This window comes from Vibrio sp. B1-2 (assembly GCF_963888445.1).
Lineage (GTDB): Bacteria > Pseudomonadota > Gammaproteobacteria > Enterobacterales > Vibrionaceae > Vibrio > Vibrio anguillarum.
In genome coordinates this window covers 60,154-84,329 of sequence record NZ_CAWPJH010000007.1, presented here as the reverse complement: position 1 = coordinate 84,329, position 24,176 = coordinate 60,154, and the positions used below count along the sequence as shown (strand labels likewise).

Genomic DNA, 24,176 nt, shown 5'->3' with positions numbered 1-24,176 from the left:
GACTACAGTTTTTCAGCAACTCGTAATACTGAGCTGCGTGAGCGGGGATTGAGTTCCACTTCTTCTTTAGTTGGCATAATCGCTTTCCCAACTGGTTTTAAGTTGGCTGAGCCCAATGCCTGAATTTGTATTTCTGTTAACGGCAAACCATGTGGAACCTCTGGGCCTTTACTCTCTTTACGAATAAAGCGTTTGACCATGCGATCTTCAAGCGAATGGAAACTGATCACCGATAAGCGCCCTTGTGGGGCTAAGATCTTAGCTGCGCCTTTTAATGCAGTGTCGATCTCTTCTAATTCACTATTGATATAGATACGAAATGCTTGAAATGAGCGCGTAGCCGGGTGTTTTTTCTCTTTAAAGCTTTTCGGCGCGGCTTCTGAAATCAGTTTAGCCAATTGACTGGTACGCATCAGAGGCTCTTTTTCATCGTCTTCACGGTAAGCGACAATCGCTTTGGCAATACGGCGCGCGTGCTTGTCTTCACCAAATTCACGAATCACCCAAGTAATGTCGTCCAAATCGGCTTGCGCAAGCCACTGCGAGACAGGGATCCCTGACGTCGGGTCCATACGCATATCAAGCGGGCCATCTTTCATGAAACTAAAACCGCGCTCGGCATCGTCCAACTGCGGCGAGGAAACGCCTAAATCAAGTAGTACTCCATCCACTTTCCCGACCAGATCGTAGCGCTCAGCGTATTGTGCCATGCCAGAAAATGGGCCATGAATGATAGTAAAACGCGGGTCGTTAATTTTTCCAGCTTCAGCAATCGCTTGTGGATCGCGATCTATGCTGTACAGACGACCATTGTCACCCAACTTAGAGAGAATTGTACGACTATGACCACCACGGCCAAACGTGCCGTCGATATAAATACCGTCTGGTTTGATAGCAAGGCCATCAATGGATTCATTCAGTAGTACAGAAATGTGTTGAAAAGGTTCAGTCATCGTTTTCTCATCGGGCTAAAGCTGAAATATAGCAATCGGCTACGGCGCAAGTATTTAGTTTACTGATTTAACGCCGCATCGCTACCACTTGACGTTGGCATCACGTGATATTGCGCTAAGTTTAGTGCTTACGAAATAATTTTCGTCAATAAAAAGCAAAAAACCCATCATAACCGCAAGAGTTATGATGGGTCTGCAATAGGTGGAGTTGACGTATAAGCCGGGTTCTGTTCCGCTTGCGCGGCAGTAGCCATTCGTCTAGGCCAGCAATCACTCACTGGCTCAAGCAACCTACCCGCTTCCTTACGCGAGCAACGCAATGTGGAAGCCTATTTGGTCTTGCTCCGGGTGGAGTTTACCTTGCTACGAACTGTTGCCAGACGCACGGTGCGCTCTTACCGCACCCTTTCACCCTTACCTGTGCCCATTCCGAAGAAATTGGGCCATCGGCGGTCTTCTCTCTGCTGCACTTGTCGTAGGCTTTCGCCCCCCAGGCGTTACCTGGCACCCTGCTCTATGGAGCCCGGACTTTCCTCCCCTCCATCAGTCTCCCCAGCACAAGGCTAAAGGACATCAATGAAGCAGCGACTACCCAGTCAACTCCGAGGGCGGATTGTATAGAGAAAGATAGGTACTGTCTAGGCTCAAACAACTTCTGTGTTTAATTCACGCTTAAGCGTTTAATTATCCATCGATTTAAAACATCAAGATGCCGCTGGCTAATTAAGCAGATAGGTTTTCAAGCCCCCACTTATAAAGGGCATTTTTCTTAAGGTTATAAATTTCAGCCGCCAATGCGGCCGCTTTTTTCAGAGGCAGCTCTTTTGTCAAAATCGCTAAACTGCGCAACGCTTCGTCCGGCAAGCTATCGTCCACGCTTTCTCTGTAACCATGGATCAGTAACACCATTTCACCACGCTTGCGGTTCTCATCTTCATTAATCCAATTAATCAGTTCGCCTAACGGCAAACCTTGAATCGTCTCGAAGGTTTTGGTGAGCTCGCGGGCTAGCACCACGTTACGATCTGGCCCTAAGATAGCTAACATATCTTGCAGTGATTCGCTAATTCGGTGTGGTGACTCATAAAAAATACAGGTGCGTTCAGCCTTAGCGATCTCTAGGAATTTATCTTTACGCCCTTTGCTTTTCGGCGGCAAAAAACCTTCAAAACTGAAACGATCAGAAGGCAAGCCTGATGCACTGAGCGCAGTAATCACAGCACAAGCGCCCGGAAGTGGCACAACTCTCACACCAGCTTGACGACATTGATTGACAAGATGGTACCCTGGATCACTGATCAGTGGCGTTCCTGCATCAGAAACCAACGCAATAGATTGCCCTGATAATAATTTATCGACTAACACTTGTGCTTTTTGCTGTTCGTTGTGATCATGCAAGGCAAAGGTTTTAGTCTGGATATTGAAGTGAGCGAGAAGTCTGCCAGTATGGCGTGTATCTTCCGCAGCGATAACATCAACACTTGAGAGTACTTCAATGGCTCGCTGGGTAATATCACCCAAATTGCCAATTGGCGTAGGAACAATGTAGAGAGTTGGGATCTCTGCTGGCAAGGTTTTGCTATCTGTCATTTGTTTACCATCACTTCAACGATTAATATAGAGACAATTTTACACGGAATAACGAAAGAACTCATGGCTATGAAGAACCATCCGAGACTCAGTGTACCACGCTTATTCACGCCCGTTGCATTAGCAATGGCTTTGGCGGCGTGTTCGTCTTCACCGTCGACGCCCACCTCAGTCGATATTACGCAAGATCCCACCAAGTCAGCGCAAACTTACTTGATGCAAGCAGATAGTAGCCAAGGTTCACTGCAAAATGATTGGTTGATCATGGCTCTTAAAGCCGCCATTAACGAAAACAACAGCGAACAAGCGCAACTGTTGATTATGCGCTTAGCCAAACAGTCGCTCTCTGAAGCGCAACAAGCTGAATGGCAAATGGCTAAGGCGCAGTTGTTGAGTAATGCGGAACAGTTTTCACAAGCGCTCTCTCAGCTTAATTTTCAGGCTTGGTGGAAGCTAAGCCCTGAAACATGGGCTCAATACCATCAAATGCGCGCCGATATTTTTACCGCGCTCAGCCGCCCTTTTGATTCAAGTAGGGAGCTTATTGCATTAAGCACTTACGTTGATGATGCCGAGCAAGAAGCGATTGCCGATCAAATTTGGCTCAATTTCAATCACTATAGCGAACGTGAAATTACCCAATTAAATCCAGAGCCTAACGAAAACGTGCTCGATGGCTGGCTACAACTGGCTGTATATATGAAAACGCTCAATAGCAATATTCCGCAGCTGAAGAATACGCTCGAAAAATGGCTTGCGGAAAACAGCAACCACCCAGCGGCTCGTTATACGCCTAAAGCGATACAAGATATTTTAGCGCTGGAAATCATCAAACCCACTAACACCGCGTTGTTACTTCCTCTTTCCGGAAAGTTTGCCACGCAAGCTCAACTGATCCGTGATGGCTTTATCATGGCGATGATGAATGACCGTAACCGTGACCTCAATGCTACCTTGACTGTGATTGATACCAATGCCGAAGACGCCGCGCTCATAGACAAGCAATTGATTGAAAAAAACATTGATTTCATTGTTGGGCCACTCATCAAAGAGAACATCGAGAATCTACATAAGCTTCAACAAGCACGCTTAGCTTCTATCCCTACGCTGGCGTTGAATATTCCAGACAAAATTGAAGATCATCCTAACACTTGCTATCTTGCACTTTCGCCAGAGCAAGAGGTTGAACAAGCCGCTAAGTATCTGTTTAGCCAAGGCTATCAATACCCTTTAATACTCGCTCCTCAAGGTAATTACGGCCAGCGTGTAGTAGAAGCGTTTAACGCAGAATGGCAAAAATACAGCAAGAATAAAGTATCGGTGAACCTATTTGGTGATAAGCGTCAATTGCAACGCAACATTAACTCAGTATTTGGTCTACAAGATAGCCAACAAAATATCGCGCAAATGGATGCGTTGATGGGTATTGATTTGCAAAGCCTGCCCCGCAGTCGTCGTGATATCGATTCGGTTTATATCGTGGCTAACAGCGCAGAATTGACTTTAATTAAACCCTTTATCGAGGTCGCAATTAACCCTGACACTAAGCCACCTAAACTGTTCTCAAACTCTCGTAGTAACAGTGGTAACACACAGTATGAAGACCTCTCTGGTGTAACTTATAGCGATATTCCATTACTCATTCATCCCAATTCAATGCTGGATAATGAAATGAACCAATTGTGGCCAAAGAACTCCAATAGCGAGCGACGCTTACAAGCATTAGGTATGGATGCTTATCAGTTAATGATTGAGTTGCCACAAATGAAAGTCGTCGAGGGGTATAGTATCGATGGCAAAACAGGCACATTAAGTATTGATGAGCAATGCGTGGTACAGAGAGAGATCAGTTGGGCGGTGCATGGCGCTCTTTAGTCGCCGCGCAGTTGGTCAACAGTATGAAACTGCAGCCAAACACTATTTATTAGATTGTGGTTTGGCTTTTATTGAACAAAATTTCAATACCAAAGTCGGTGAAATCGACCTCATTATGCGAGATAAAAACACCTTAGTGTTCGTAGAGGTTAAATACAGGAAAAACCAATGTCATGGGCATGCCGCAGAAATGGTTACTACTGCAAAAATGGCAAAGTTGATGAAAACCGCAACTTTATGGCTACTGAAACATGGCCTATCGCCCTATGACACCGATTTTCGTTTCGATGTGATCGCCATCCACCAAGATGTGCACCACATTGAGTGGATTAAAAACGCAATAACTCAAGGATAAACGATGCTCGACAGCATTAAAGACAGTTTTACCGAAAGCATCCAAATTCAAATTGCGGCTGCTGAAGCACTACCCCATGCGATCACGCATGCTGCACAAGCCATGGTGGCAACGCTACTTAACGGTCATAAAATTCTCTGTTGCGGTAATGGTGGCTCTTCGGCCAATGCCCAGCTTTTTTCTTCTTGCTTACTGAACCGTTTTGAAACTGAACGTCCGAGTTTACCCGCCATTGCATTAACCGCAGACAATACCACGTTAACCGCAGTTGCTAACGACTATCACTACCAAGAAATATTCTCTAAACAGGTACGTGCATTTGGTCAACCTGGTGATGTTTTGTTGGCTATTTCAACCAGTGGTAACAGCAAAAACATCATTAAAGCGATGGAAGCGGCTGTGACTCGTGATATGACGATTATCGCTCTCACAGGCAAAGACGGTGGAGAAATGGCTGGTCTTCTAGGTGAAAATGATGTGGAGATCCGCATCCCCTCGCAGCGGACGGCTCGAATCCATGAAGTTCATATGGTCACCCTACACTGCTTATGTGACTTGATTGATCAAGTCCTTTTCCCTTCTCATGAAGAATAGACAATGAATAGATTAAAACTTTCACTCATTCTACTGTTGAGCTTTGCTGTATCAGGTTGTGCAGGAGTTATCCTTGCTGGCGCGGCAACAACAGCGAGCCTAGTAACAGACCCTCGAACCACTCAAGAAATTTGGAATGATAATAACATCGAATTTGAAGTAGCAGGTATCGCCAATAAAGCCCCCTTTAACGGAAAAACTCGCATTACGGCCAGTTCTTATCAAGGGATTGTCGTGTTGATGGGACAAGCTGAAAACTCCGGATTACTCAATGAGTTTGAAAATAAAGCACGTGAGACAAAAGGGGTCAAAACCATTCATAATCAAGTCAGAATAAAAGCGCCTTTATCAATTGGCGAAATCAGTAACGACAGTTGGATTACGACTAAAGTAAAATCAGCGCTGTTGGCCAATTCTGAACTGAACACAATCAAAATCAAAGTAATCACAGAAAATAGAGAAGTATTTTTACTTGGCTATGTCTCGGCAGAACAGGCTAATCTAGCCAGTGATATTGCTCGAAACATATCAGGCGTAAAACAGGTGATTAAGGCATTTCAATACAGCGAATAACCTCGGTTATCCTTTGTTTTTTTTAGAAAAAAAGCAGCGAATATCGCTGCTTTTTCGATCATGACTGCTTAATGTGTGAAAATGAGTTACTTAATGACTCTTAGGCTTGGTTTTCCCTTCGGCCGAGAGGTTTCTTGTGCTCGAGTCTCTAATAATTCCTCATCTTCTTGAGAAGCAACGCTTAACATCGGCTCTTGTTCAGATTCCTCTGTTATGCCCGCTTCTAGATAAGGGATATAGGCCTCTTCAGGTTCGAACATAGTACCTGCACCGTTTTCACGTGCATAGATAGCTTGCACTGCGTACAAGGGCACTATGACCGAATGAGGACGTCCGCCAAAGCGAGCATTGAACGTAATCGCTTCATTGCCAAGCTCAAGGTTACCTATCGCTCTTGGGGCAAGATTAAGGATAATTTGTCCATCTTGCACAAACTCCATCGGCACTCGTACACCTGTAAGAGTAGCATCCACAACAACATGAGGAGTCAATTCATTTTCTAATAGCCAATCATAAAATGCTCTAAGCATATAAGGTCGGCGAGGAGTCATTTGAGAGATATCCATCAAACTGCCTTAACGAACTAAACGCATCTCACGTTCAGCTTCTGTTAAAGAAGCCAAGAATGAATCACGCTCAAAAACACGATTCATATATACTTTAAGCTCTTTAGAGCCAGGACCAATCAGATCAATACCCAAAATAGGTAAGCGCCATAGTAATGGAGCTAAATAACAGTCAATGAGGCTAAACTCTTCACTCATGAAATATTCATATTCCGCGAACACAGGACCAAGAGTAAGCAGATCATTGCGTAATTTATTACGAGCTGCTTCTGACTCTTCCGCATTGCCCTTCACGACTTTCTCAGCCAGTGAGTACCAGTTTTTCTCAATACGGTAAATCATCAAACGGCTATTACCACGAGCCACAGGATAAACAGGCATCAGCGGTGGATGAGGGAAACGCTCATCTAGGTATTCCATGATGATCTTTGAGTCATAAAGAGCAAGCTCACGATCAACTAACGTTGGTACTGTCTTATATGGGTTTAGCTCAATAAGGTCAGCTGGCAGATTGGTTTCATCAACTAATTCTACTTCAACACTGACACCTTTTTCCGCTAGAACAATACGTACCTGATGACTATACATATCAGATGCACTCGAAAATAGCGTCATCACAGAACGTTTATTGGCAGCTACAGCCATGGAGCCCTCCAGCACACTTACAGATATAAAAACAATGGAGGCCAAGCCTCCATTGAAGATTCTAAAAATTAGAAATTAACGCCGCATGGTAGCACAATTAATGCACATCACGCCAATATTCTTTCTTCAATAGAACGACCACGATAGTAAATAGCACAAGGAATGCCATTACCCACCAACCTAAAGTTTGACGTTCAAGCTTGACTGGTTCTGCTGAATATTCAAGGAAGTTAACAATGTCACGGACCGCTTGATCATACTCACTTTGGCTCAGCTCACCCGTTCCATCAGACTCGGCACCAATAACAGCCTTGACTTCCTCGCCATTGACAAGATGAGTACCATAAACTGGTTGTGGGATCCCTTGTAGCTCTTCAAGCACATGGGGCATACCGACACTTGGGAATACGATGTTGTTTACGCCAAAGGGCCGGCTAGGATCGGCATAAAATGAGCGAAGGTAAGTATACAACCAATCTGTTCCTCGAACACGAGCCACAAGCGTTAAATCTGGTGGCGGTGCACCAAACCATTTCGCTGCCGACTTATCTGGAATCGCATTCTCCATCAGTTGACCAATTTTGGCATTCGGATCAAAGATCAAATTCTCTTTCATCAAATCCGAGGGAATATTCAAATCATTCGCTACACGCTCATAACGCTGGTACTGAGTTGAGTGGCAACCAAAACAGTAGTTCATGAATAGCTTTGCACCATGCTGCAGTGATGCTTGATCTGTTAAATCATTATTTGCTTTATCTAAATGTACATTTGCGCCAGCTGCCAAAGCAAGAGATGGAAGCATTGCAAACAAAATTACAATCCACTTTTTCATTTAAATGTCACCCTCTCTGGTAATGGTTTCGTTGCTTCATTTTTGCTGTAGAAGAACAACAAAACAAAGAACATGAAGTAACCAACGCTAAATATACGTGCAAGCATTGTGTAAGTGGCTGTCGCAGGTAACGCACCTAAAACACCTAACGCAATAAAGCAGATAGTGAACTGAATAATATTGATTAAGTGGAACTTACTACGATAACGGTAAGAACGAACCTTACAACGATCCAGCCATGGCAATAAGAACAACACCACAATCGATGCACCCATCGCAGCCACACCAATTAACTTATCAGGAACAGCACGTAAAATTGCATAGAAAGGCGTGAAATACCAAACAGGTGCGATGTGTGCTGGCGTTTTTAGTGGGTTTGCCGCTTCAAAGTTAGGCGGCTCAAGGAAGTAGCCCCCCATCTCTGGGTTAAAGAACAACACATAACAGAACAGGATTAAGAAACCGGCTACACCAATAAGATCTTTCACTGTCCCGTAAGGATGGAATGGAATCGAATCAATGATGTCGTATTTCTTGGTGTAGTAGTCGTGAAATTTAAACTGCGTTTTATAATCATCGCCCATCGACCCTTTTGGTACTTTGGTTTCGATACCGTCAGGGTTATTAGAGCCGACTTCATGCAGTGCTAATATATGGAGAACAATTAGCAACAATAAAACAATAGGTAAAGCAATCACATGCAGTGCAAAGAAACGGTTCAGAGTGGCACCTGAAATAACGTAGTCACCACGTATCCATAGAGTTAAATCATCGCCGATAACGGGGATTGCACCGAACAAAGAGATAATAACTTGCGCTCCCCAATAGGACATTTGTCCCCATGGTAGCAAGTATCCCATAAAGGCTTCGGCCATCAACACTAAGAAGATCAGCATGCCAAATAGCCATAGCAGCTCACGAGGCTTCTGATAGGAGCCGTAAATTAAGCCACGGAACATATGTAGATAAATCACCACAAAGAAAGCTGAAGCGCCAGTGGAGTGCATATAGCGCAGTAACCAACCATACTCAACATCACGCATTATGTATTCAACAGATGCAAAAGCCCCTTCACCTGATGGCACATAGTTCATGGTTAGCCACACGCCAGTGAGCAGTTGGTTAACAAGAACCAACATGGCTAACGATCCAAACAAATACCAAAAGTTAAAGTTTTTCGGCATTGGATATTCAGATAGGTGTTTTTTGTAAGCGTTCATTGCAGGTAAACGCTTTTCTACCCAATCAAGTAAAACTTGCATTATGCAGCCTCCCCGGTCTCATCTAATCCTATGACAATACGAGTATCGCTAAGATACATATATTGAGGGATAACCAAGTTTAGTGGTGCCGGAACACCTTGAAAAACTCGACCCGCCATATCAAATTTCGAACCATGGCAAGGACAGAAAAAACCAGATTTAACCCCTTGAACTTGTTCACTAAAAGAATCAGGCAAATAAGTAGGTGAACAGCCAAGGTGAGTACAAATACCCACAGCAACGAAATATTCAGGTTTAATCGATCGGTAAGCATTTTGCGCATAATTAGGCTGCTGCTGCTCATCCGATTGAGGATCTCGAAGTTGGTTTTCGATATCTTTTAGCCCATCGACCACTGATTGAGAACGACGAACAACCCAAACAGGTTTTCCTCGCCACTCAACACGAACCATTTGCCCCTCTTCAAGTTTACCGATTTCAACTTCAACGGGGGCTCCAGCCGCTTTGGCTTTGGCACTTGGGTTCCAAGATTTAATAAAAGGAACGGCGACAGCAGCGGCTCCTAACCCTCCGACAACGGCTGTTGTCGCGGTTAAGAAACGTCTGCGACCGTTATTTAAAGGCGCATTGCTCATCCAAACATTCTCCCATTTGCTCCCTGTGGATTATTATTATTCCGCTTATCAAGAGCATGGCTAACAAAATACGAATCTAGTTGTATTTATTTGATGGCAAATCATAAATAAAACCCTACTTTTTGACAAGATAAAGCTACCTTTTCGTAACATTCGTGAAGTAAATCGCACGTGAGGTCACAAAAGGAAGATTAAAGAGCAACAACCAAATGATGTGATTAAAAAAATGAGTGTTTGCTAACACCAAAAAACAAAAAGCCCGGTATAAATACCGGGCTTTTGAACCACAATCCAGTAACACTGGAAGCGAATCTTTTGAAAAAAGATTAACGCTTAGAGAATTGTGGTTTACGACGTGCTTTACGCAGACCAACTTTCTTACGTTCAACGCAACGAGCGTCGCGAGTAACGTAGCCAGCTGCACGTAGAACAGGACGTAGTGATTCGTCGTATTCCATTAGAGCGCGAGTGATACCGTGACGGATAGCACCAGCTTGACCAGAAATACCACCACCTTTAACAGTGATGTATAGATCTAGTTTCTCAGTTAGTTCAACTAGCTCAAGAGGTTGTTTAACAACCATGCGAGAAGTTGGACGACCAAAGTAAACATCAAGGCTACGCTTGTTGATTACAATGTTGCCGCTGCCTGGTTTAATAAAAACGCGTGCAGCTGAGCTTTTGCGACGGCCAGTGCCGTAGTATTGATTCTCTGCCATTTTCGAAATCCCCAATTAGATGTCTAGTACTTTTGGTTGTTGAGCAGCATGGTTGTGCTCAGCGCCAGCGTAAACTTTCAGCTTACGGTACATAGCACGGCCTAGAGGACCACGTGGTAGCATACCTTTAACCGCTAGCTCAATAACCATCTCTGGCTTACGAATAATCAGCTTGTCGAAAGTGATTGATTTTAAGCCGCCTGGAAATTCAGTGTGACGGTAGTAAGTTTTAGCTGCTGCTTTGTTACCAGTTACAGTAACTTTCTCAGCGTTTACAACGATGATGTAATCACCAGTGTCTACGTGAGGAGTGTATTCAGCTTTATGTTTGCCACGTAGGCGAGATGCAATTTCACTTGCTAGACGACCTAGAGTTTTACCCTCAGCGTCTACGATATACCAGTCGCGTTTTACAGTTTCTGGTTTAGCAACGAAAGTTTTCATGCTAATAATAACCCGTTAAATAAAATTTACACTAAAAGGAGCATTAAAATGCCCCCACTGTCTAAGAGTCCAAAGTTGCCCCTTCGAGCGTTTGGTTTCTCTCGGCCTCTCGTTTCACAGAAACAGGCCTGCAGTAACGGTGGGTCGCAGGATTATAGGGAAGTCAGTAGAAAAAATCACCTCTTTTTGAACAAAATCACGAATTTTTTATTTTGCTTTAAAAGTGTTCGGATTGAGCTAGGCCAGATGTTCCCTTGATAAATACTCATGACTTTGCATTTCAATTAACCGCGACTGACAACGTTTGAATTCAAACTCAAGTTGCCCATGCAGATACAGATCGTCCAGCGCCACTTCGGCGGAGATAATTACTTTTACATGTCGTTCGTAAAATTCATCAATCAACGCAATAAAACGCCGCGCTGCATCATCGATGGCGCGATCCATTTGCTTCACATCAGCCAGCAGTACTGTATGGTAAATTTTGGACAACTCAATGTAATCGTTTTGGCTTCTCGCCGTTTGGCATAACTGTTCAAATGTCGCATGTAAAATACCATCACTAGCCTTTACAACAGAGAGGGTGCGATGATTGATTTCAATCTCACTGCGTGCTTCTTTTTTCTCGTCACCAACCAATTGCCGATAGTAATGTTGTAAATTGTGGCTTGCTGCTTCATCCAATGGATAGTGGTAAATTTCCGCTTGCTCTAATGTTCTTAAGCGATAATCAATGCCACTATCGACGTTCAACACATGACAGTGTGATTCAATCAAAGCAATTGCAGGGAGAAAGCGTGCTCGCTGCAAGCCGTTGCGGTATAAGTCGTGCGGTGGAATATTCGATGTCGCCACTAAGATAATGCCGCGCTTAAACAGTGCTTGAAACAAGGTGCCCAAAATCATCGCATCGGTAATATCTGATACAAAAAATTCATCAAAACAGATAATTTCCGTTTCAGACTTTAAAATATCGGCAACCTTTTCTAAGGGCTCTTCAACTCCAGCCAGCGCCTTCAACTCATCATGAACTCGGTACATAAAACGGTGGAAATGCACTCGCATTTTGCGAGTGGTTGGCAGAGCTTCAAAAAACGTATCCATTAGATAGGTTTTTCCTCGCCCGACACCGCCCCAAAAATAGAGCCCTTTAGGTAAGTTAGGCTGTTCAGGTTGACGACCAAGCCATTTGGTCCAAACCGCGGAGGGCTTAACTGGTTGGTTAAGATAATCCTGAAACTGATGGTAGAGTAAATCCAGCGCATCGACGGCGCTTTCTTGAGCAGAGTCTCGTTGAAAACCGAGTTTTTTTACATCGTGTTCATATCGCTGTTTTGGTGTCATGACCGCCTACTGCACTAAAGAAAATGGAAACTGCTATTTCGTGTATTTCGCTTTATTGGCTAGAGCAGTCATAGTAACATGTCCAAGCGACGTGTGTAACCAACAGGTAAAAAACATGTTAAATAACAACAATAAGGAGCTGTTATGCCTTGGATATATGCCATTGTAGGCTTGCTAGTAGGGGCTGTGTTGGGAATGGTCATTTCACGATTGACTACGCCTCAATATAAAAACCAAAAGTCTCTACAAAAAGAATTAGATAACGCGAAATTTAGTTTGGAACAACAACGCCAAGAATTGTCGGATCATTTTGCTCAAGCGGCAGAAATACTCGATACACTAGGTAAAGATTATACAAAACTGTATCAACACATGGCCAAAACATCGTCTGAAATTCTGCCGAATATGCCAGAGCAAGATAACCCATTTATCAAAAAAATCGCTCTGCATAATGATACAGATAAAAGCAACGATGACATTTTGGAACAGCCACCGAAAGATTATGCCAATGGCGCAACAGGGCTTTTTAATACCCCTAAAAAAGAGATCATTCATTCTGCAGACGTGGTTAAGGTGAAAGCCGTTTAATCTGAATTCATGAACTTTATAAAGGTTTTTGAGTCATAAACCTCACGAGAGTGTTGAAGTTTTGTCTTTCGTACAAATATTAAACTTCGAACACAGTTATTCCAAAGGAGCTTATGATGAAAAAACCTTTACTTCTTTTAACCGCTCTATCGTTAAGTTTAAGTTCAATCATCACCCCACTACCCGCAATGGCAGCGCTACCCTTTTCTGTCAGTGGTGAGCCATTGCCGAGCTTAGCACCGATGCTAGAGCAAGTGACCCCGGCGGTTGTGAGTATCTCAGTTGAGGGAACTCAAGTCTCCCATCAACGTTTACCCGAGCAGTTTCGATTTTTCTTTGGTCCTGACTTCCCAATCGACCAATCGCAAGAGCGGCCATTTAGAGCATTAGGCTCTGGTGTCATTACTGACGCAGACAAAGGTTATGTTGTGACTAATTATCACGTCATCGATGGCGCTGATAAGATTCGCGTCAAACTATACGACGGCCGAGAATACGATGCGGAGCTCGTCGGTGGCGATAAAATGTCCGATGTCGCGCTGATCAAACTAAAAAAAGCAAAAAATTTAACCCAAATTCGTATCGCGGATTCAGACAAACTGCGTGTAGGTGATTTCACGGTCGCGATCGGGAACCCGTTTGGTCTTGGTCAAACGGTGACTTCCGGCATTGTTTCTGCGCTAGGACGAAGTGGACTTAATCTTGAAAACTTTGAGAACTTTATTCAGACCGATGCCGCGATTAACAGTGGCAACTCTGGTGGTGCCTTAGTCAATCTCAATGGTGAATTGATTGGGATTAATACCGCGATTCTTGGGCCGAATGGTGGCAACGTTGGGATAGGTTTTGCAATACCATCAAATATGATGAAAAACTTGACCGAACAGATCTTAGAATTTGGTGAGGTAAAACGTGGCGTGCTCGGTGTTCAAGGGGGTGAAATAACCTCTGAACTGGCTGAAGCGCTAGGCTATGAGTCAAGTAAAGGGGCGTTTGTTAGCCAAGTTATTAAAGATAGCGCCGCCGATAAAGCAGGGATCAAAGCGGGTGATGTCATCACAGCTATTAATGGAAAAAACGTTTCTACCTTCAATGAATTAAGAGCCAAAGTGGCAACATTAGGTGCAGGTAAAAAAATCACAATCGATGTTATCCGCGATGGTAAAAGCAAAACCTTCGACGTAACCTTGAGTGAAAACAACACCACAACTAAAGCAGAGCAACTGCACTCGGGGTTGACTGGTGCGGCACTGACCAATACGACGGATCAAGACCCAATCGCTGGCGTTAAAGTGACTGCTATAGAGAAAGGGTCAGCGGCAGAAGCGTATCAACTACAAAAAGAGGACATCATCATTGGTGTTAACCGCCAACGAGTGAAAAACCTCGCACAATTACGCGAAATTTTGGAGAAAAAGCCGAGCATACTTGCGCTGAATATCCAACGAGGTGATAGAACTATTTACTTGGTTATTCGCTAATTAGTGAGAATCGCTTGTCGAGTGATCAGGGCAGCATTTAAATGCTGCCCTTTTCTTATTCAATCATGTAGTGCTATTCTTCCTCTCTCAAGCTCAGGTGTAAAATAAGCTGAGTATATAGCGGGTTTTGTTTGGGGAAGATATGCTTAACTTTTTACTTCGTTCAGTGGGGCTTGGGCTTCTCGCTGCTATTGTTATTTTACTAGCGGTTCCCTCGCTACGTTCAAATGTTCTCCCGCAAATCGCGGCCGAAGAGTCTCCCAATGCGCTCTCTTTGCAAATTTCGTTTAACCAAGCCGTTCGCCGCGCCGCACCTGCTGTAGTCAATATTTACAACCAAAAATACACCGAAAGCGATCGCAGTAAACTGTCGATTCAAGGGTTAGGCTCTGGTGTAATTGTGAGCGAGAAAGGGTACATCATTACTAACTATCACGTAGTAGCCCAAGCCGACCAAATCGTAGCGGCCTTACAAGATGGCCGTCTCGCAGCAGCGCAATTAGTAGGCAAAGATCGACGCACGGATATCGCAATTTTGCGAATCGAAGGAACGAACCTTCCCGTTATTCCACAAAATCCCAATTACTCGGTGAAAGTTGGCGATGTGGTACTGGCCATTGGCAATCCATACAACCTTGGACAAACCACTACTTTTGGTATCATTTCTGCCACTGAACGTTCATCAGTCAGTACCGATGGACGTCAAGCTTTCATCCAAACTGATGCGGCCATTAATGAAGGCAATTCAGGTGGAGCTTTGGTCAACACTCAAGGAGAGCTCGTCGGTATTAACACGGCTTCGTTTCAACAAGCAACTGAAATGAAAACCGATGGTATATCATTCGCGATTCCTTACAAATTAGCCAATACCATTATGGAAAAAATCATTGCTGATGGACGCGTGATTCGCGGCTATATCGGTATTGATGGGCAAGATATTACTCCAGTAACATCTCGCCTACTTGGCAGTGAACATATTGGCGGCATAGTTGTGTTGGGCATTGACCCCAATGGCCCTGCGGAAACGGCTGGTTTTAAAGAGCGGGACATTATTCTAAAAATTGGCGGTAAAAAAATTAATGGTCGCAAGAGTGTGATGGAAATTGTCACTGACTTGCGCCCAGGTACCGTTGTCGATGTGCTCATCTTACGTAAGGGTGAAGAGATGACACTTCCCGTGACAATTGTTGAAGACCTACGCGAATAAAACTAAGCCACCAAAAACAAAACAAAGAGACATAAAAAAGCCCCCAACTCACGAAGGGGGCTTTTATTTATAGACTTTTACTCTTGCTCAAGATCTGAATCACTAAGTTCTGATTCAATCTCAATCGCAGTAACACGTTGTAACCCTCTCGGCAGTAAGCTACCTCGACGTCCACGCTCACCACGGAAGTTTTCTAGATCGCTGGCTTTTAAACCAAGTTTGCGTTTGCCGGCATAGAGCGTAATAGCCGCTCCTTGAGGCAAGGAGATTAAGTGTGACACAAACTCTTCACGCTCTTTGGACTTAGCCGCAGGAATATTGATTATTTTGTTGCCTTTGCCTTTGGTTAGCTGTGGTAAATCTTTGATTGGGAATAGCAACATTCGGCCCTGATTCGTGATCGCTAAAATGTCATCAGACTCCAAATTACCGATGGCCTGCGGCGTCATTACCTCTGAGTTCTCAGGCAAATTAACTAAGGCTTTACCACTACGGTTTTTCGACAGCAGTTCACCACCTTTACACACAAAACCATAACCGGCATCAGAGCCCACTAACCAGAGTTGCTCCTCTTCCCCCATCACTACTTGGCGAATAGACGAGCCCTCTGTGATGTTGAGACGACCCGTAATCGGTTCACCTTGGCTGCGCGCCGAAGGTAGCGAGTGAGCTTCAAGCGAATAACTTCGACCATCGCTACCCAAGAATACGACCTGTTGATTGCTCTTACCACAAGCATGAGCCAAATACTGGTCGCCGGATTTGTAGCTCAAACTTTGGCAATCCACATCATGCCCTTTGGCATGACGTACCCAGCCTTTTTCCGAAAGCACAACGGTGATCGCTTCACTTGGCACAAGGTCACGCTCAGTCAACGCTTTAGATTCAGCTCGCTCAATCAGTGGTGAACGGCGATCATCACCGTACTTCTCAGCATCCGCTTTGATCTCTTTCTTCAACAATGTGTTCAAGCGACGCTCAGAACCAAGCAACTGCTCTAATTTTTCGCGCTCTTTGGCAAGCTCATCTTGCTCACCACGAATCTTCATCTCTTCAAGTTTGGCTAAGTGGCGAAGTTTGGTATCTAAAATCGCATCGGCTTGAATAGCACTAATACCAAAACGGGCCATCAGTACCGCTTTAGGTTCATCTTCAGTACGAATGATTTCAATCACTTCATCAATATTCAGATAAGCAATGAGCAAACCTTCCAAGATGTGCAAACGCGCCATGACTTTATCAAGACGGTACTGTAAGCGGCGGCGAACCGTGGTGCGACGAAACTCAATCCACTCAGAAAGAATGGTCACTAAACCTTTCACTTCAGGACGATTGTTTAAGCCAATCATGTTCAAGTTAACACGGAAGCTTTTCTCTAGATCGGTTGATGCGAACAAGTGGCTCATCAACAAGTCACAATCTACGCGGTTAGAACGCGGCACAATAACAATACGCGTAGGGTTCTCATGATCCGATTCATCGCGTAAATCTTCAACCATTGGCAATTTCTTCGCGCGCATTTGGTTAGCGATTTGTTCGAGCAATTTAGCGCCTGAGACTTGATGAGGTAATGCTGTGATCACAACATCACTACCCTCTTTATGCCAAACCGCGCGCATTTTGATACTGCCGCGACCTGAGCGATATATTTTCTCAATTTCAATTCTGGGTGAAATAATTTCCGCTTCGGTCGGATAATCTGGCCCTTGCACGTACTGCATCACATCATGCAGTTGCGCTTCCGGGTTATCGATCAGGTGAATCGTCGCATCGGCAATTTCACGCACATTGTGTGGCGGGATATCGGTCGCCATGCCCACCGCAATTCCCGTGACGCCATTGAGCAAAATATGAGGTAAACGCGCCGGCAGCATTTGTGGTTCTTGCATTGTGCCATCAAAGTTAGGCTGCCAATCAACGTTGCCTTGTCCAAGCTCACCCAGTAAAACTTCAGCGAATTTAGACAGTTTCGCTTCGGTATAACGCATCGCCGCGAAGGATTTTGGATCGTCCGGAGCACCCCAGTTACCTTGACCATCCACCAGTGGATAGCGGTAAGAAAAGGGTTGTGCCATTAATACCATCGCTTCATAACAGGCCGAATCACCGTGCGGGTGGTATTTACCGAGCACGTCACCAACGGTACGCGCTGATTTTTTGTACTTGGCTGACGCCGAGAGTCCAAGCTCCGACATCGCATAAATAATACGTCGCTGTACCGGTTTTAAACCATCGCCAATATAAGGCAGTGCGCGGTCCATGATGACGTACATCGAATAATTGAGATAGGCGTCTTCAGTGAACTTACGCAGCGGCAGTTTCTCAACACCATCAAAGGTTATTTCAGTTGACATTTATTGCACCTCTGCCATATCGCCATAACGTTGCAACCATGCGCGGCGGTCATCTGCACGCTTTTTACCTAGCAACATGTCCATCATCTCATCCGTTGCTTCAGCATCATCAATGGTCAGTTGCACCAAGCGGCGCGTGTTTGGATCCATCGTTGTTTCACGCAATTGAAGCGGATTCATTTCACCCAAACCTTTAAATCGCTGGACGTTGATTTTGGCTTTTTTCTGGCTAAGTCGCTCTAAAATGCCCTCTTTTTCAGCATCATCGAGTGCATAAAAGACCTCTTTGCCGCAGTCGATCCGATACAAAGGAGGCATCGCAACAAAAATATGACCCGCTTTGACTAATGCTCGGAAATGTTTGGTAAATAAGGCACAGAGCAAGGTGGCAATATGTAAACCATCAGAGTCCGCATCTGCGAGAATACAGATTTTACCGTAACGCAATCCATCGAGATCGTCGTTATCAGGATCAATCCCAAGCGCAACAGAAATATCATGCACTTCTTGTGAAGCCAGCACTTGGTCTGCCGAGACTTCCCACGTATTTAAAATTTTCCCACGCAGTGGCATAACCGCTTGAAATTCACGATCGCGCGCTTGCTTAGCACTGCCGCCTGCTGAATCCCCTTCGACAAAGAAGATTTCCGTGCGGCTCAGGTCTTGCACTGAACAGTCGGTCAATTTACCGGGGAGCGCGGGGCCTGATGCGATTTTTTTCCGTACCACTTTTTTGCTGGCTCGCATGCGGCGATGCGCATTGGCTATGCACACTTCGGCAAGTAATTCAGCGAGTTGTGGTTTTTCATTCAGCCATAAACTAAAGGAGTCTTTTATTACACCTGAAACAAAAGCCGCGGTTTGACGTGAAGAAAGGCGCTCTTTGGTTTGCCCTGCAAACTGTGGGTCTTGCATCTTAACCGACAACACATAAGAACAGCGGTCAAAGACATCTTCACCAGTTAACTTAACGCCACGCGGCAACAGGTTGCGGAATTCACAGAATTCACGCATCGCATCGAGCAACCCTTGGCGTAAGCCGTTAACGTGCGTACCACCTTGTGCGGTAGGGATTAAGTTAACATAGCTTTCAGTGATCATCTCACCACCTTCAGGTAGCCAAATCACTGCCCAGTTGGCCGCTTCAGTTTCAGCGACAAACTCACCCGTAAATGGCTCTTCGGGCAATAAGGTGTAACCCTTTACGCCTTCTGCGAGATAATCTTTTAGGCCGTCTTCGTAGTACCAACGGTGCTCAAGATTGTTAACCTTATCACTAAAGGTGATCTCGAGCCCCGGGCAAAGTACCGCTTTAGCGCGCAAATTATTGATTAGGCGAGTCACTGAAAAGTTAGGCGAATCAAAGTAGCTGGTATCGGGCCAAAAGTGGACACTCGTCCCTTTATTACGACGACCACAGGTACCAGTTACCGTCAATTCCTCGACTTTATTACCGTGCTCAAACGCCATTTCATAGATTTGCCCATCACGGCGAACGGTCACTTCCACACGCTTGGATAGGGCATTCACTACGGAAATACCTACCCCATGTAAACCACCGGAGAACTGGTAGCTTTTGTTTGAAAACTTACCACCCGCATGCAATTTACAGAAGATAAGCTCAACGCCTGATATTTTCTCTTCAGGGTGAATATCAACAGGCATACCACGCCCATCATCGATCACTTCAAGTGATTGATCTGCGTGGAGAATAACTTGTACCTTGGAGGCATATCCGGCTAGCGCTTCATCGACACTGTTATCGATAACTTCTTGGCCTAAATGGTTAGGTCGCGCGGTGTCCGTATACATCCCAGGTCGGCGACGTACTGGTTCTAAGCCATTAAGAACTTCAATGGCCCCAGCATTATATTGTTCAGTCATAATACGGAATGCTTTTATAGATAAATGATTCGTTACTTTTTCGGCAGTTTATCAATGATGTACTTGTGATTAATTAACGACAACAACGCTGATTTTTCAGCATTACAAACTGCAAAAGTATAGATAGAACATAGTCTGGAAGAGCCTTGCTTATGTCAAGCGAGATAAGTAAGTTACAGGTAAAATTATGACTCCCCCCTCAATGAATCGGTCAGAGATCTAGGAATTCGATGATTTGTCGCGGATATCGCTCAAAGTTCACAAAACTATGATCGCCGCCAAATTCAACCGTCTGTTTTGCTCCCGCCAATTTAGCGACGGCTTGACGGTAATCTAAGACTTCATCACCCATTTGTTGCAACAACCAAAATGACGTGACGTCATTAATTTTAACCTCTAATGCTTTGAGCTCTTCAATATGTTTCGCCTCTAGCCGATAGTGCTCTTGCGTGTAGGGGTTGACTTGTTCGCCTAAAAAATTGACCAATAATTCATACGGTTTGATTGCTGGGTTTATAACCACGGCACGAAAACCAAACAAATGGTTTAACCAAATAGACAAATACCCGCCTAATGAACTCCCCACCAGCGCAATACGATATTGATCTTGATGTTGATGAATAAGATCAAGTAGATATTCCGCAGCTTGCGCGGGAAAACTGGGTAACTTAGGCACCATCACTTTGATATCAGGACGCTGCATTTGGCAATACTTCACCATCACTTGTGCTTTGTGCGACAGCGGCGAGCTATTAAAGCCGTGAATATAAAGCAGCATAGGTTGACGAGTAGGCATCTCAGTATCCATTAGCGTTAAAATCCGGTTGGAATGCGCCGTTAGCTAAACGTTTGACTTGAGTTTCTATTTGACCATCAGCAGATAGCGTCAATTCACGCCATCCTGGGGAAGTGCGATCCAAAGCAAAATCATCTGAATTGGGCTTAAATTGTACACAGGTCGAGGGAGTGGCCATCACTCGGACACCGTGGTGGAGTTTATCCATATTTTGATGAACATGACCACACAGGACGGCTTTCACATTGCGATGTTGCGTGACGATATTCCAAAAAGCATCGCTGTCTTTAAGGCTATGTTGATCGAGCCAGGCGCTCCCCACCAATAGAGGATGATGATGCAGCACAATCAAGGTGTGTCGCTGATGGTGCGTCGATAATTTTTCGTCAAGTAAAGCCAATTGTTGATCGCTCAGCCGTCCGTGCGGTACGCCCACCACTTGAGAATCGAGCATCACCATCTGCCAGTGTTCACCGAGTAATACATGCTCCGACTGTTGAATCTGCTCTGACGGGAATACGGCGCCCATATTGGGTTTAAAGTCGTGATTACCGGGAAGCCAAAAACAAGTTTTTTCTAATGAAGAAATACCACGAGAGAAACGAAGATAAGACTCAGCACTATGATCTTGCGAGATGTCGCCCGTGGCTAGAATTGCATCAAATTCAACACTTTGCGCGCAGATCTCTGCCACAACAGCATGAAAGCTATCTACCGTATTAACACTCAACAGGCTGCCATCATCCGGCGCAAACAGATGCGTATCGGTAATTTGTAGCAGCTTGATGCTGTCTGAATTGTCTAGAGTTGGCGACACGTTCAAAATTTATTAATCCAAATTGAATGACTAATTTTCATCTATGACGAAGACTAAATTGGAGCTCGGCTAATCCCGTGCTTTAAACAGAAAGTAAGCCAATCGCCTAAAAAGCGATTGATTTGCGCTTTCTCATCTTTTTGCATCATTTGTTCATTCGGGTAATCATAGCGAGCTTTGATCTGATTTATCCGCGCACTTGCACACACTTCGGAAACACGTGCATCGTGGTAAAGCCTGACAGACATCGACGGTAATGGAAATACTGAAACGTCATCACTCTGACAAATCTCCACTAAAGTTGTGTACTTTGTGACCTCTAGCACTTGTAATTGATAGGTCATTTGAGCAGCCTGATAACAGCGTAAGTCACCCACGCTCGGCTGACTTGGTAACAAAGCGTTCAATTTCGCGTAGTTAGTTTCGTACACACGCATTAATTCCGATAAATCAACGTGATACGGTTTTTTCAATGCTAATTCTGCCATTGCAATTGTAACTGTTGATAGTTTAGCTCTAACCATTGTAAAGCGATAATTGAGGCACCATTCTCAATTTGGCCATTTTTCACTAAGCGGTAAGCCTCTTCACGGCTCATGACATGAACGTTGATGTCTTCACCTTCATAGTCCAGCCCATGTACGCCTTTAGCTTGCGTTGCATCGATTTCACCAACAAAGACGTCAAGTAATTCAGAGCATCCCCCAGATGATGGATAATAAGAGCTAATTTTTTCGATTCGGTTCACTTCAATTCCCGCCTCTTCCATCGCCTCTCGACGAATAACCTGCTCGGACGTTTCATTAGGGTCGATGACTCCAGCAACAATCTCCAGTTGCCAAGGATGGGCGTGCTCTAGTGCTCCAACTCGAATTTGCTCTATAATCACGACTTCATCACGCGCAGGATCATAAGGAAGCATAGCCGCAGCATGACCTCTTTCAAACATTTCTCTTTCAATCTCCTCACTCCATCCACCTTCAAACAACTTGTGTTTAAAGCGGTATTTCACCATGCGGAAAAAACCTTGGAACAGTGTTTCTTTTGAAATGACGTCCACATCTTGGGGCGTAAAAATGTTGTACCGTTTGTCAGACTGCTGCATTTGAAACCTCGCTCAGTGAATCTCATAGTTTAATCATGGAATTCATCCATCACCAAGGATATTGCTCAACTTTTTATATAAATTTTATATTTATTTTTAAACGAGCATCGATTTTTATTGCACAGATGGACAGTTATGTGTAAAAAAGTGCAAAGTTTCGAGTGAATTACCACCAATTTAAGTTAAACTCCTTAAAAGTAACCTTCTTACATATTAAGGCAGGGAATAGGACCAATGAAAAAACTGCTTCCACTATTCATCAGCGCAGCATTAGGCAGCCTGAGTTCTTCAGTATGGGCGGATACTCTTACTGAAATCTATAATCAAGCCAAAGAAAATGATCCTCAGTTACTGAGCTCTGCTGCTCAACGTGATGCTGCATTTGAAGCGGTCACATCTAGCCGTGGCGATCTGTTACCACAAATCAACCTGACCGCTGGTTACAATATCAACCGCAGTGATATTGATGCACGCGAAAGTGATAAGCTCACAGCAGGCATCAGTTTCTCTCAGCAGCTTTATCAACGTTCAAGTTGGGTTTCTTTAGACACGGCAGAAAAGAATGCACGCAAAGCGGATTCTGCCTATGCGGCCACCCAGCAAGGTCTGATTTTACGCGTTGCACAAGCCTATTTTGAAGTGCTTCGCGCCAAAGATAACTTGGCATTTGTCCGTGCAGAAAAAGCGGCAGTGGCTCGTCAATTAGAGCAAACGAAACAACGTTTTGAAGTCGGTCTTTCTGCAATTACTGACGTGCATGACGCACAAGCGCAATACGATGGCGTGCTTGCTGATGAAGTTTTGGCAAAAAATAGCCTCACTAATAGTTATGAAACCTTGCGTGAAATTACCGGCCAAGAACATTCTGATTTAAGTGTGTTGGATACGAATCGTTTTTCAGCCAGCAAAACAACACAGCCGATTGATGCTCTGCTTGAAGAGGCCCAACAGAAAAATCTCTCTTTGCTGACCGCTCGTATTGCTCAAGATGTCGCGAAAGATAATATTTCATTAGCAAGTTCAGGGCACTTACCCTCACTGACTCTTGATGGCGGCTACAAGTACGGCGATGAAAGTAATAATAACAGCGGCTCTAAAGGCGATTATAACGATTTTAATGTCGGTATTAACCTTGCGGTGCCATTGTACACTGGCGGAAAAACCACTTCGCAAACCAAACAAGCTGAATTTGCGTACGTTGCTGCAAGCCAAGATTTAGAAAAAACGTATCGCAGCGTTGTGAAAGATGTACGCGCATTTAACAACAACATCAATGCCTCTATTGGCGCTTTACGTGCTTATGAGCAGTCAGTTATTTCAGCGAAATCAGCACTGGAAGCGACCGAAGCAGGGTTTGATGTCGGTACGCGAACTATTGTTGATGTGCTTGATTCAACGCGCCGTCTCTACGATGCGAATAAAAATCTCTCTAACGCACGTTATGACTATGTACTGAGCGTACTGCAATTGCGTCAAGCGGTAGGCACATTGAGCGAGCAAGATATTTTAGATATCAACGCTGGCTTAAAAGCAGACAGCTAAAAAAGTAAAAGCCGCTGACAATTCAGCGGCTTTTTTGTAGCGATTGGCTCA

24 protein-coding genes and 1 other RNA gene are annotated in these 24,176 nt (G+C 44.5%); 8 read left to right on the top strand and 17 right to left on the bottom strand.

Going from position 1 to position 24,176, the window contains the following annotated elements:
- Nucleotides 1–2 precede the first annotated feature (2 nt).
- The 3 genes from rsmH to rsmI form a co-directional block, all read right to left on the bottom strand.
- Nucleotides 3–953 (bottom strand): 16S rRNA (cytosine(1402)-N(4))-methyltransferase RsmH, encoded by a 951-nt coding sequence (gene rsmH / locus AACQ75_RS03860; protein WP_170889534.1) that lies wholly within the window; start codon nucleotides 951–953, stop codon nucleotides 3–5.
- Between the two features lie 200 nt (nucleotides 954–1,153).
- Nucleotides 1,154–1,557: RNase P RNA component class A (rnpB, locus tag AACQ75_RS03855), an RNA gene on the bottom strand.
- A 119-nt stretch (nucleotides 1,558–1,676) separates the two neighbouring features.
- A complete protein-coding gene (rsmI, locus tag AACQ75_RS03850) occupies nucleotides 1,677–2,543 on the bottom strand; it encodes a 16S rRNA (cytidine(1402)-2'-O)-methyltransferase (protein WP_013856074.1) in 867 nt (288 codons plus the stop codon).
- A 69-nt stretch (nucleotides 2,544–2,612) separates the two neighbouring features.
- On the opposite strand from rsmI, the gene AACQ75_RS03845 reads away from it, so the two are divergent.
- Genes AACQ75_RS03845 through AACQ75_RS03830 form a run of 4 tightly spaced genes read left to right on the top strand, consistent with a single transcriptional unit; the run spans nucleotide 2,613 to nucleotide 5,940 of the window.
- Nucleotides 2,613–4,418, top strand: coding sequence for a penicillin-binding protein activator (locus AACQ75_RS03845; protein WP_094145433.1), 1,806 nt, complete (start codon nucleotides 2,613–2,615; stop codon nucleotides 4,416–4,418).
- Entirely contained in the window at nucleotides 4,405–4,773 is a 369-nt protein-coding gene (locus tag AACQ75_RS03840; protein WP_017047456.1) for a YraN family protein, read from the top strand. The genes AACQ75_RS03845 and AACQ75_RS03840 overlap by 14 nt, the downstream gene beginning before the upstream one ends.
- A gap of 3 nt (nucleotides 4,774–4,776) precedes the next feature.
- Nucleotides 4,777–5,367, top strand: a complete 591-nt coding sequence (locus tag AACQ75_RS03835; protein WP_010318025.1) for a phosphoheptose isomerase — start codon at nucleotides 4,777–4,779, stop codon at nucleotides 5,365–5,367.
- A 3-nt stretch (nucleotides 5,368–5,370) separates the two neighbouring features.
- Nucleotides 5,371–5,940, top strand: a complete 570-nt coding sequence (locus tag AACQ75_RS03830) for a BON domain-containing protein (protein WP_017042658.1) — start codon at nucleotides 5,371–5,373, stop codon at nucleotides 5,938–5,940.
- An 86-nt stretch (nucleotides 5,941–6,026) separates the two neighbouring features.
- Here AACQ75_RS03830 and sspB read toward each other — a convergent pair whose 3' ends face one another.
- The 8 genes from sspB to zapE all read right to left on the bottom strand — a co-directional run bounded on the left by sspB (nucleotide 6,027) and on the right by zapE (nucleotide 12,351).
- Nucleotides 6,027–6,506: a ClpXP protease specificity-enhancing factor gene (gene sspB / locus AACQ75_RS03825; protein WP_026027949.1), complete on the bottom strand. Its 480-nt coding sequence runs from the start codon at nucleotides 6,504–6,506 to the stop codon at nucleotides 6,027–6,029.
- Between the two features lie 9 nt (nucleotides 6,507–6,515).
- Nucleotides 6,516–7,151, bottom strand: a complete 636-nt coding sequence (sspA, locus tag AACQ75_RS03820; protein ID WP_026027272.1) for a stringent starvation protein SspA — start codon at nucleotides 7,149–7,151, stop codon at nucleotides 6,516–6,518.
- Nucleotides 7,152–7,248: 97 nt separating this feature from the next.
- On the bottom strand, nucleotides 7,249–7,986 hold the full coding sequence (locus AACQ75_RS03815; RefSeq protein ID WP_017046506.1) for a cytochrome c1: 738 nt from the start codon (nucleotides 7,984–7,986) through the stop codon (nucleotides 7,249–7,251).
- On the bottom strand, nucleotides 7,983–9,248 hold the full coding sequence (locus AACQ75_RS03810) for a cytochrome b (protein WP_017046505.1): 1,266 nt from the start codon (nucleotides 9,246–9,248) through the stop codon (nucleotides 7,983–7,985). The genes AACQ75_RS03815 and AACQ75_RS03810 overlap by 4 nt, the downstream gene beginning before the upstream one ends.
- On the bottom strand, nucleotides 9,248–9,844 hold the full coding sequence (gene petA, locus AACQ75_RS03805; protein WP_010318038.1) for a ubiquinol-cytochrome c reductase iron-sulfur subunit: 597 nt from the start codon (nucleotides 9,842–9,844) through the stop codon (nucleotides 9,248–9,250). Before petA ends, AACQ75_RS03810 begins: the two co-directional genes overlap by 1 nt.
- A 326-nt stretch (nucleotides 9,845–10,170) precedes the next feature.
- Entirely contained in the window at nucleotides 10,171–10,563 is a 393-nt protein-coding gene (gene rpsI, locus AACQ75_RS03800) for a 30S ribosomal protein S9 (RefSeq protein WP_010318040.1), read from the bottom strand.
- Between the two features lie 15 nt (nucleotides 10,564–10,578).
- On the bottom strand, nucleotides 10,579–11,007 hold the full coding sequence (gene rplM, locus AACQ75_RS03795) for a 50S ribosomal protein L13 (protein ID WP_013856066.1): 429 nt from the start codon (nucleotides 11,005–11,007) through the stop codon (nucleotides 10,579–10,581).
- 237 nt (nucleotides 11,008–11,244) lie between these two features.
- On the bottom strand, nucleotides 11,245–12,351 hold the full coding sequence (gene zapE, locus AACQ75_RS03790) for a cell division protein ZapE (RefSeq protein WP_013856065.1): 1,107 nt from the start codon (nucleotides 12,349–12,351) through the stop codon (nucleotides 11,245–11,247).
- 144 nt (nucleotides 12,352–12,495) lie between these two features.
- Between zapE and zapG the strand changes: the two genes are divergently transcribed.
- The 3 genes from zapG (at nucleotide 12,496) to degS (ending at nucleotide 15,627) form a co-directional block, all read left to right on the top strand.
- Nucleotides 12,496–12,939: a Z-ring associated protein ZapG gene (gene zapG / locus AACQ75_RS03785; protein ID WP_013856064.1), complete on the top strand. Its 444-nt coding sequence runs from the start codon at nucleotides 12,496–12,498 to the stop codon at nucleotides 12,937–12,939.
- A 116-nt stretch (nucleotides 12,940–13,055) separates the two neighbouring features.
- On the top strand, nucleotides 13,056–14,420 hold the full coding sequence (locus tag AACQ75_RS03780) for a Do family serine endopeptidase (RefSeq protein ID WP_026027948.1): 1,365 nt from the start codon (nucleotides 13,056–13,058) through the stop codon (nucleotides 14,418–14,420).
- A 142-nt stretch (nucleotides 14,421–14,562) separates the two neighbouring features.
- Nucleotides 14,563–15,627 (top strand): outer membrane-stress sensor serine endopeptidase DegS, encoded by a 1,065-nt coding sequence (gene degS / locus AACQ75_RS03775; RefSeq protein ID WP_026027947.1) that lies wholly within the window; start codon nucleotides 14,563–14,565, stop codon nucleotides 15,625–15,627.
- 77 nt (nucleotides 15,628–15,704) lie between these two features.
- On the opposite strand, the gene parC is transcribed toward degS, so the two are convergent.
- The 6 genes from parC to nudF all read right to left on the bottom strand — a co-directional run bounded on the left by parC (nucleotide 15,705) and on the right by nudF (nucleotide 22,583).
- Nucleotides 15,705–17,981 carry a DNA topoisomerase IV subunit A gene (gene parC, locus AACQ75_RS03770; RefSeq protein ID WP_017046502.1) on the bottom strand — a complete coding sequence of 759 codons (2,277 nt, stop codon included), beginning with the start codon at nucleotides 17,979–17,981 and terminating at the stop codon, nucleotides 15,705–15,707.
- Complete coding sequence (gene parE, locus AACQ75_RS03765) at nucleotides 17,982–19,865, bottom strand: DNA topoisomerase IV subunit B (protein WP_017042666.1); 1,884 nt, start codon at nucleotides 19,863–19,865, stop codon at nucleotides 17,982–17,984. It lies immediately after the preceding gene.
- Between the two features lie 211 nt (nucleotides 19,866–20,076).
- Complete coding sequence (gene yqiA / locus AACQ75_RS03760) at nucleotides 20,077–20,673, bottom strand: esterase YqiA (RefSeq protein ID WP_013856059.1); 597 nt, start codon at nucleotides 20,671–20,673, stop codon at nucleotides 20,077–20,079.
- Entirely contained in the window at nucleotides 20,663–21,484 is an 822-nt protein-coding gene (cpdA, locus tag AACQ75_RS03755) for a 3',5'-cyclic-AMP phosphodiesterase (protein WP_047691538.1), read from the bottom strand. Before cpdA ends, yqiA begins: the two co-directional genes overlap by 11 nt.
- Nucleotides 21,485–21,531: 47 nt before the next feature.
- Nucleotides 21,532–21,966, bottom strand: a complete 435-nt coding sequence (locus AACQ75_RS03750; protein WP_017042669.1) for a DUF1249 family protein — start codon at nucleotides 21,964–21,966, stop codon at nucleotides 21,532–21,534.
- Nucleotides 21,954–22,583, bottom strand: a complete 630-nt coding sequence (nudF, locus tag AACQ75_RS03745; RefSeq protein ID WP_064625881.1) for an ADP-ribose diphosphatase — start codon at nucleotides 22,581–22,583, stop codon at nucleotides 21,954–21,956. Before nudF ends, AACQ75_RS03750 begins: the two co-directional genes overlap by 13 nt.
- Before the next feature lie 234 nt (nucleotides 22,584–22,817).
- Here nudF and tolC point away from each other — a divergent pair, with 234 nt between their 5' ends.
- Nucleotides 22,818–24,125 (top strand): outer membrane channel protein TolC, encoded by a 1,308-nt coding sequence (gene tolC / locus AACQ75_RS03740; protein WP_017046499.1) that lies wholly within the window; start codon nucleotides 22,818–22,820, stop codon nucleotides 24,123–24,125.
- Nucleotides 24,126–24,176 lie beyond the last annotated feature (51 nt).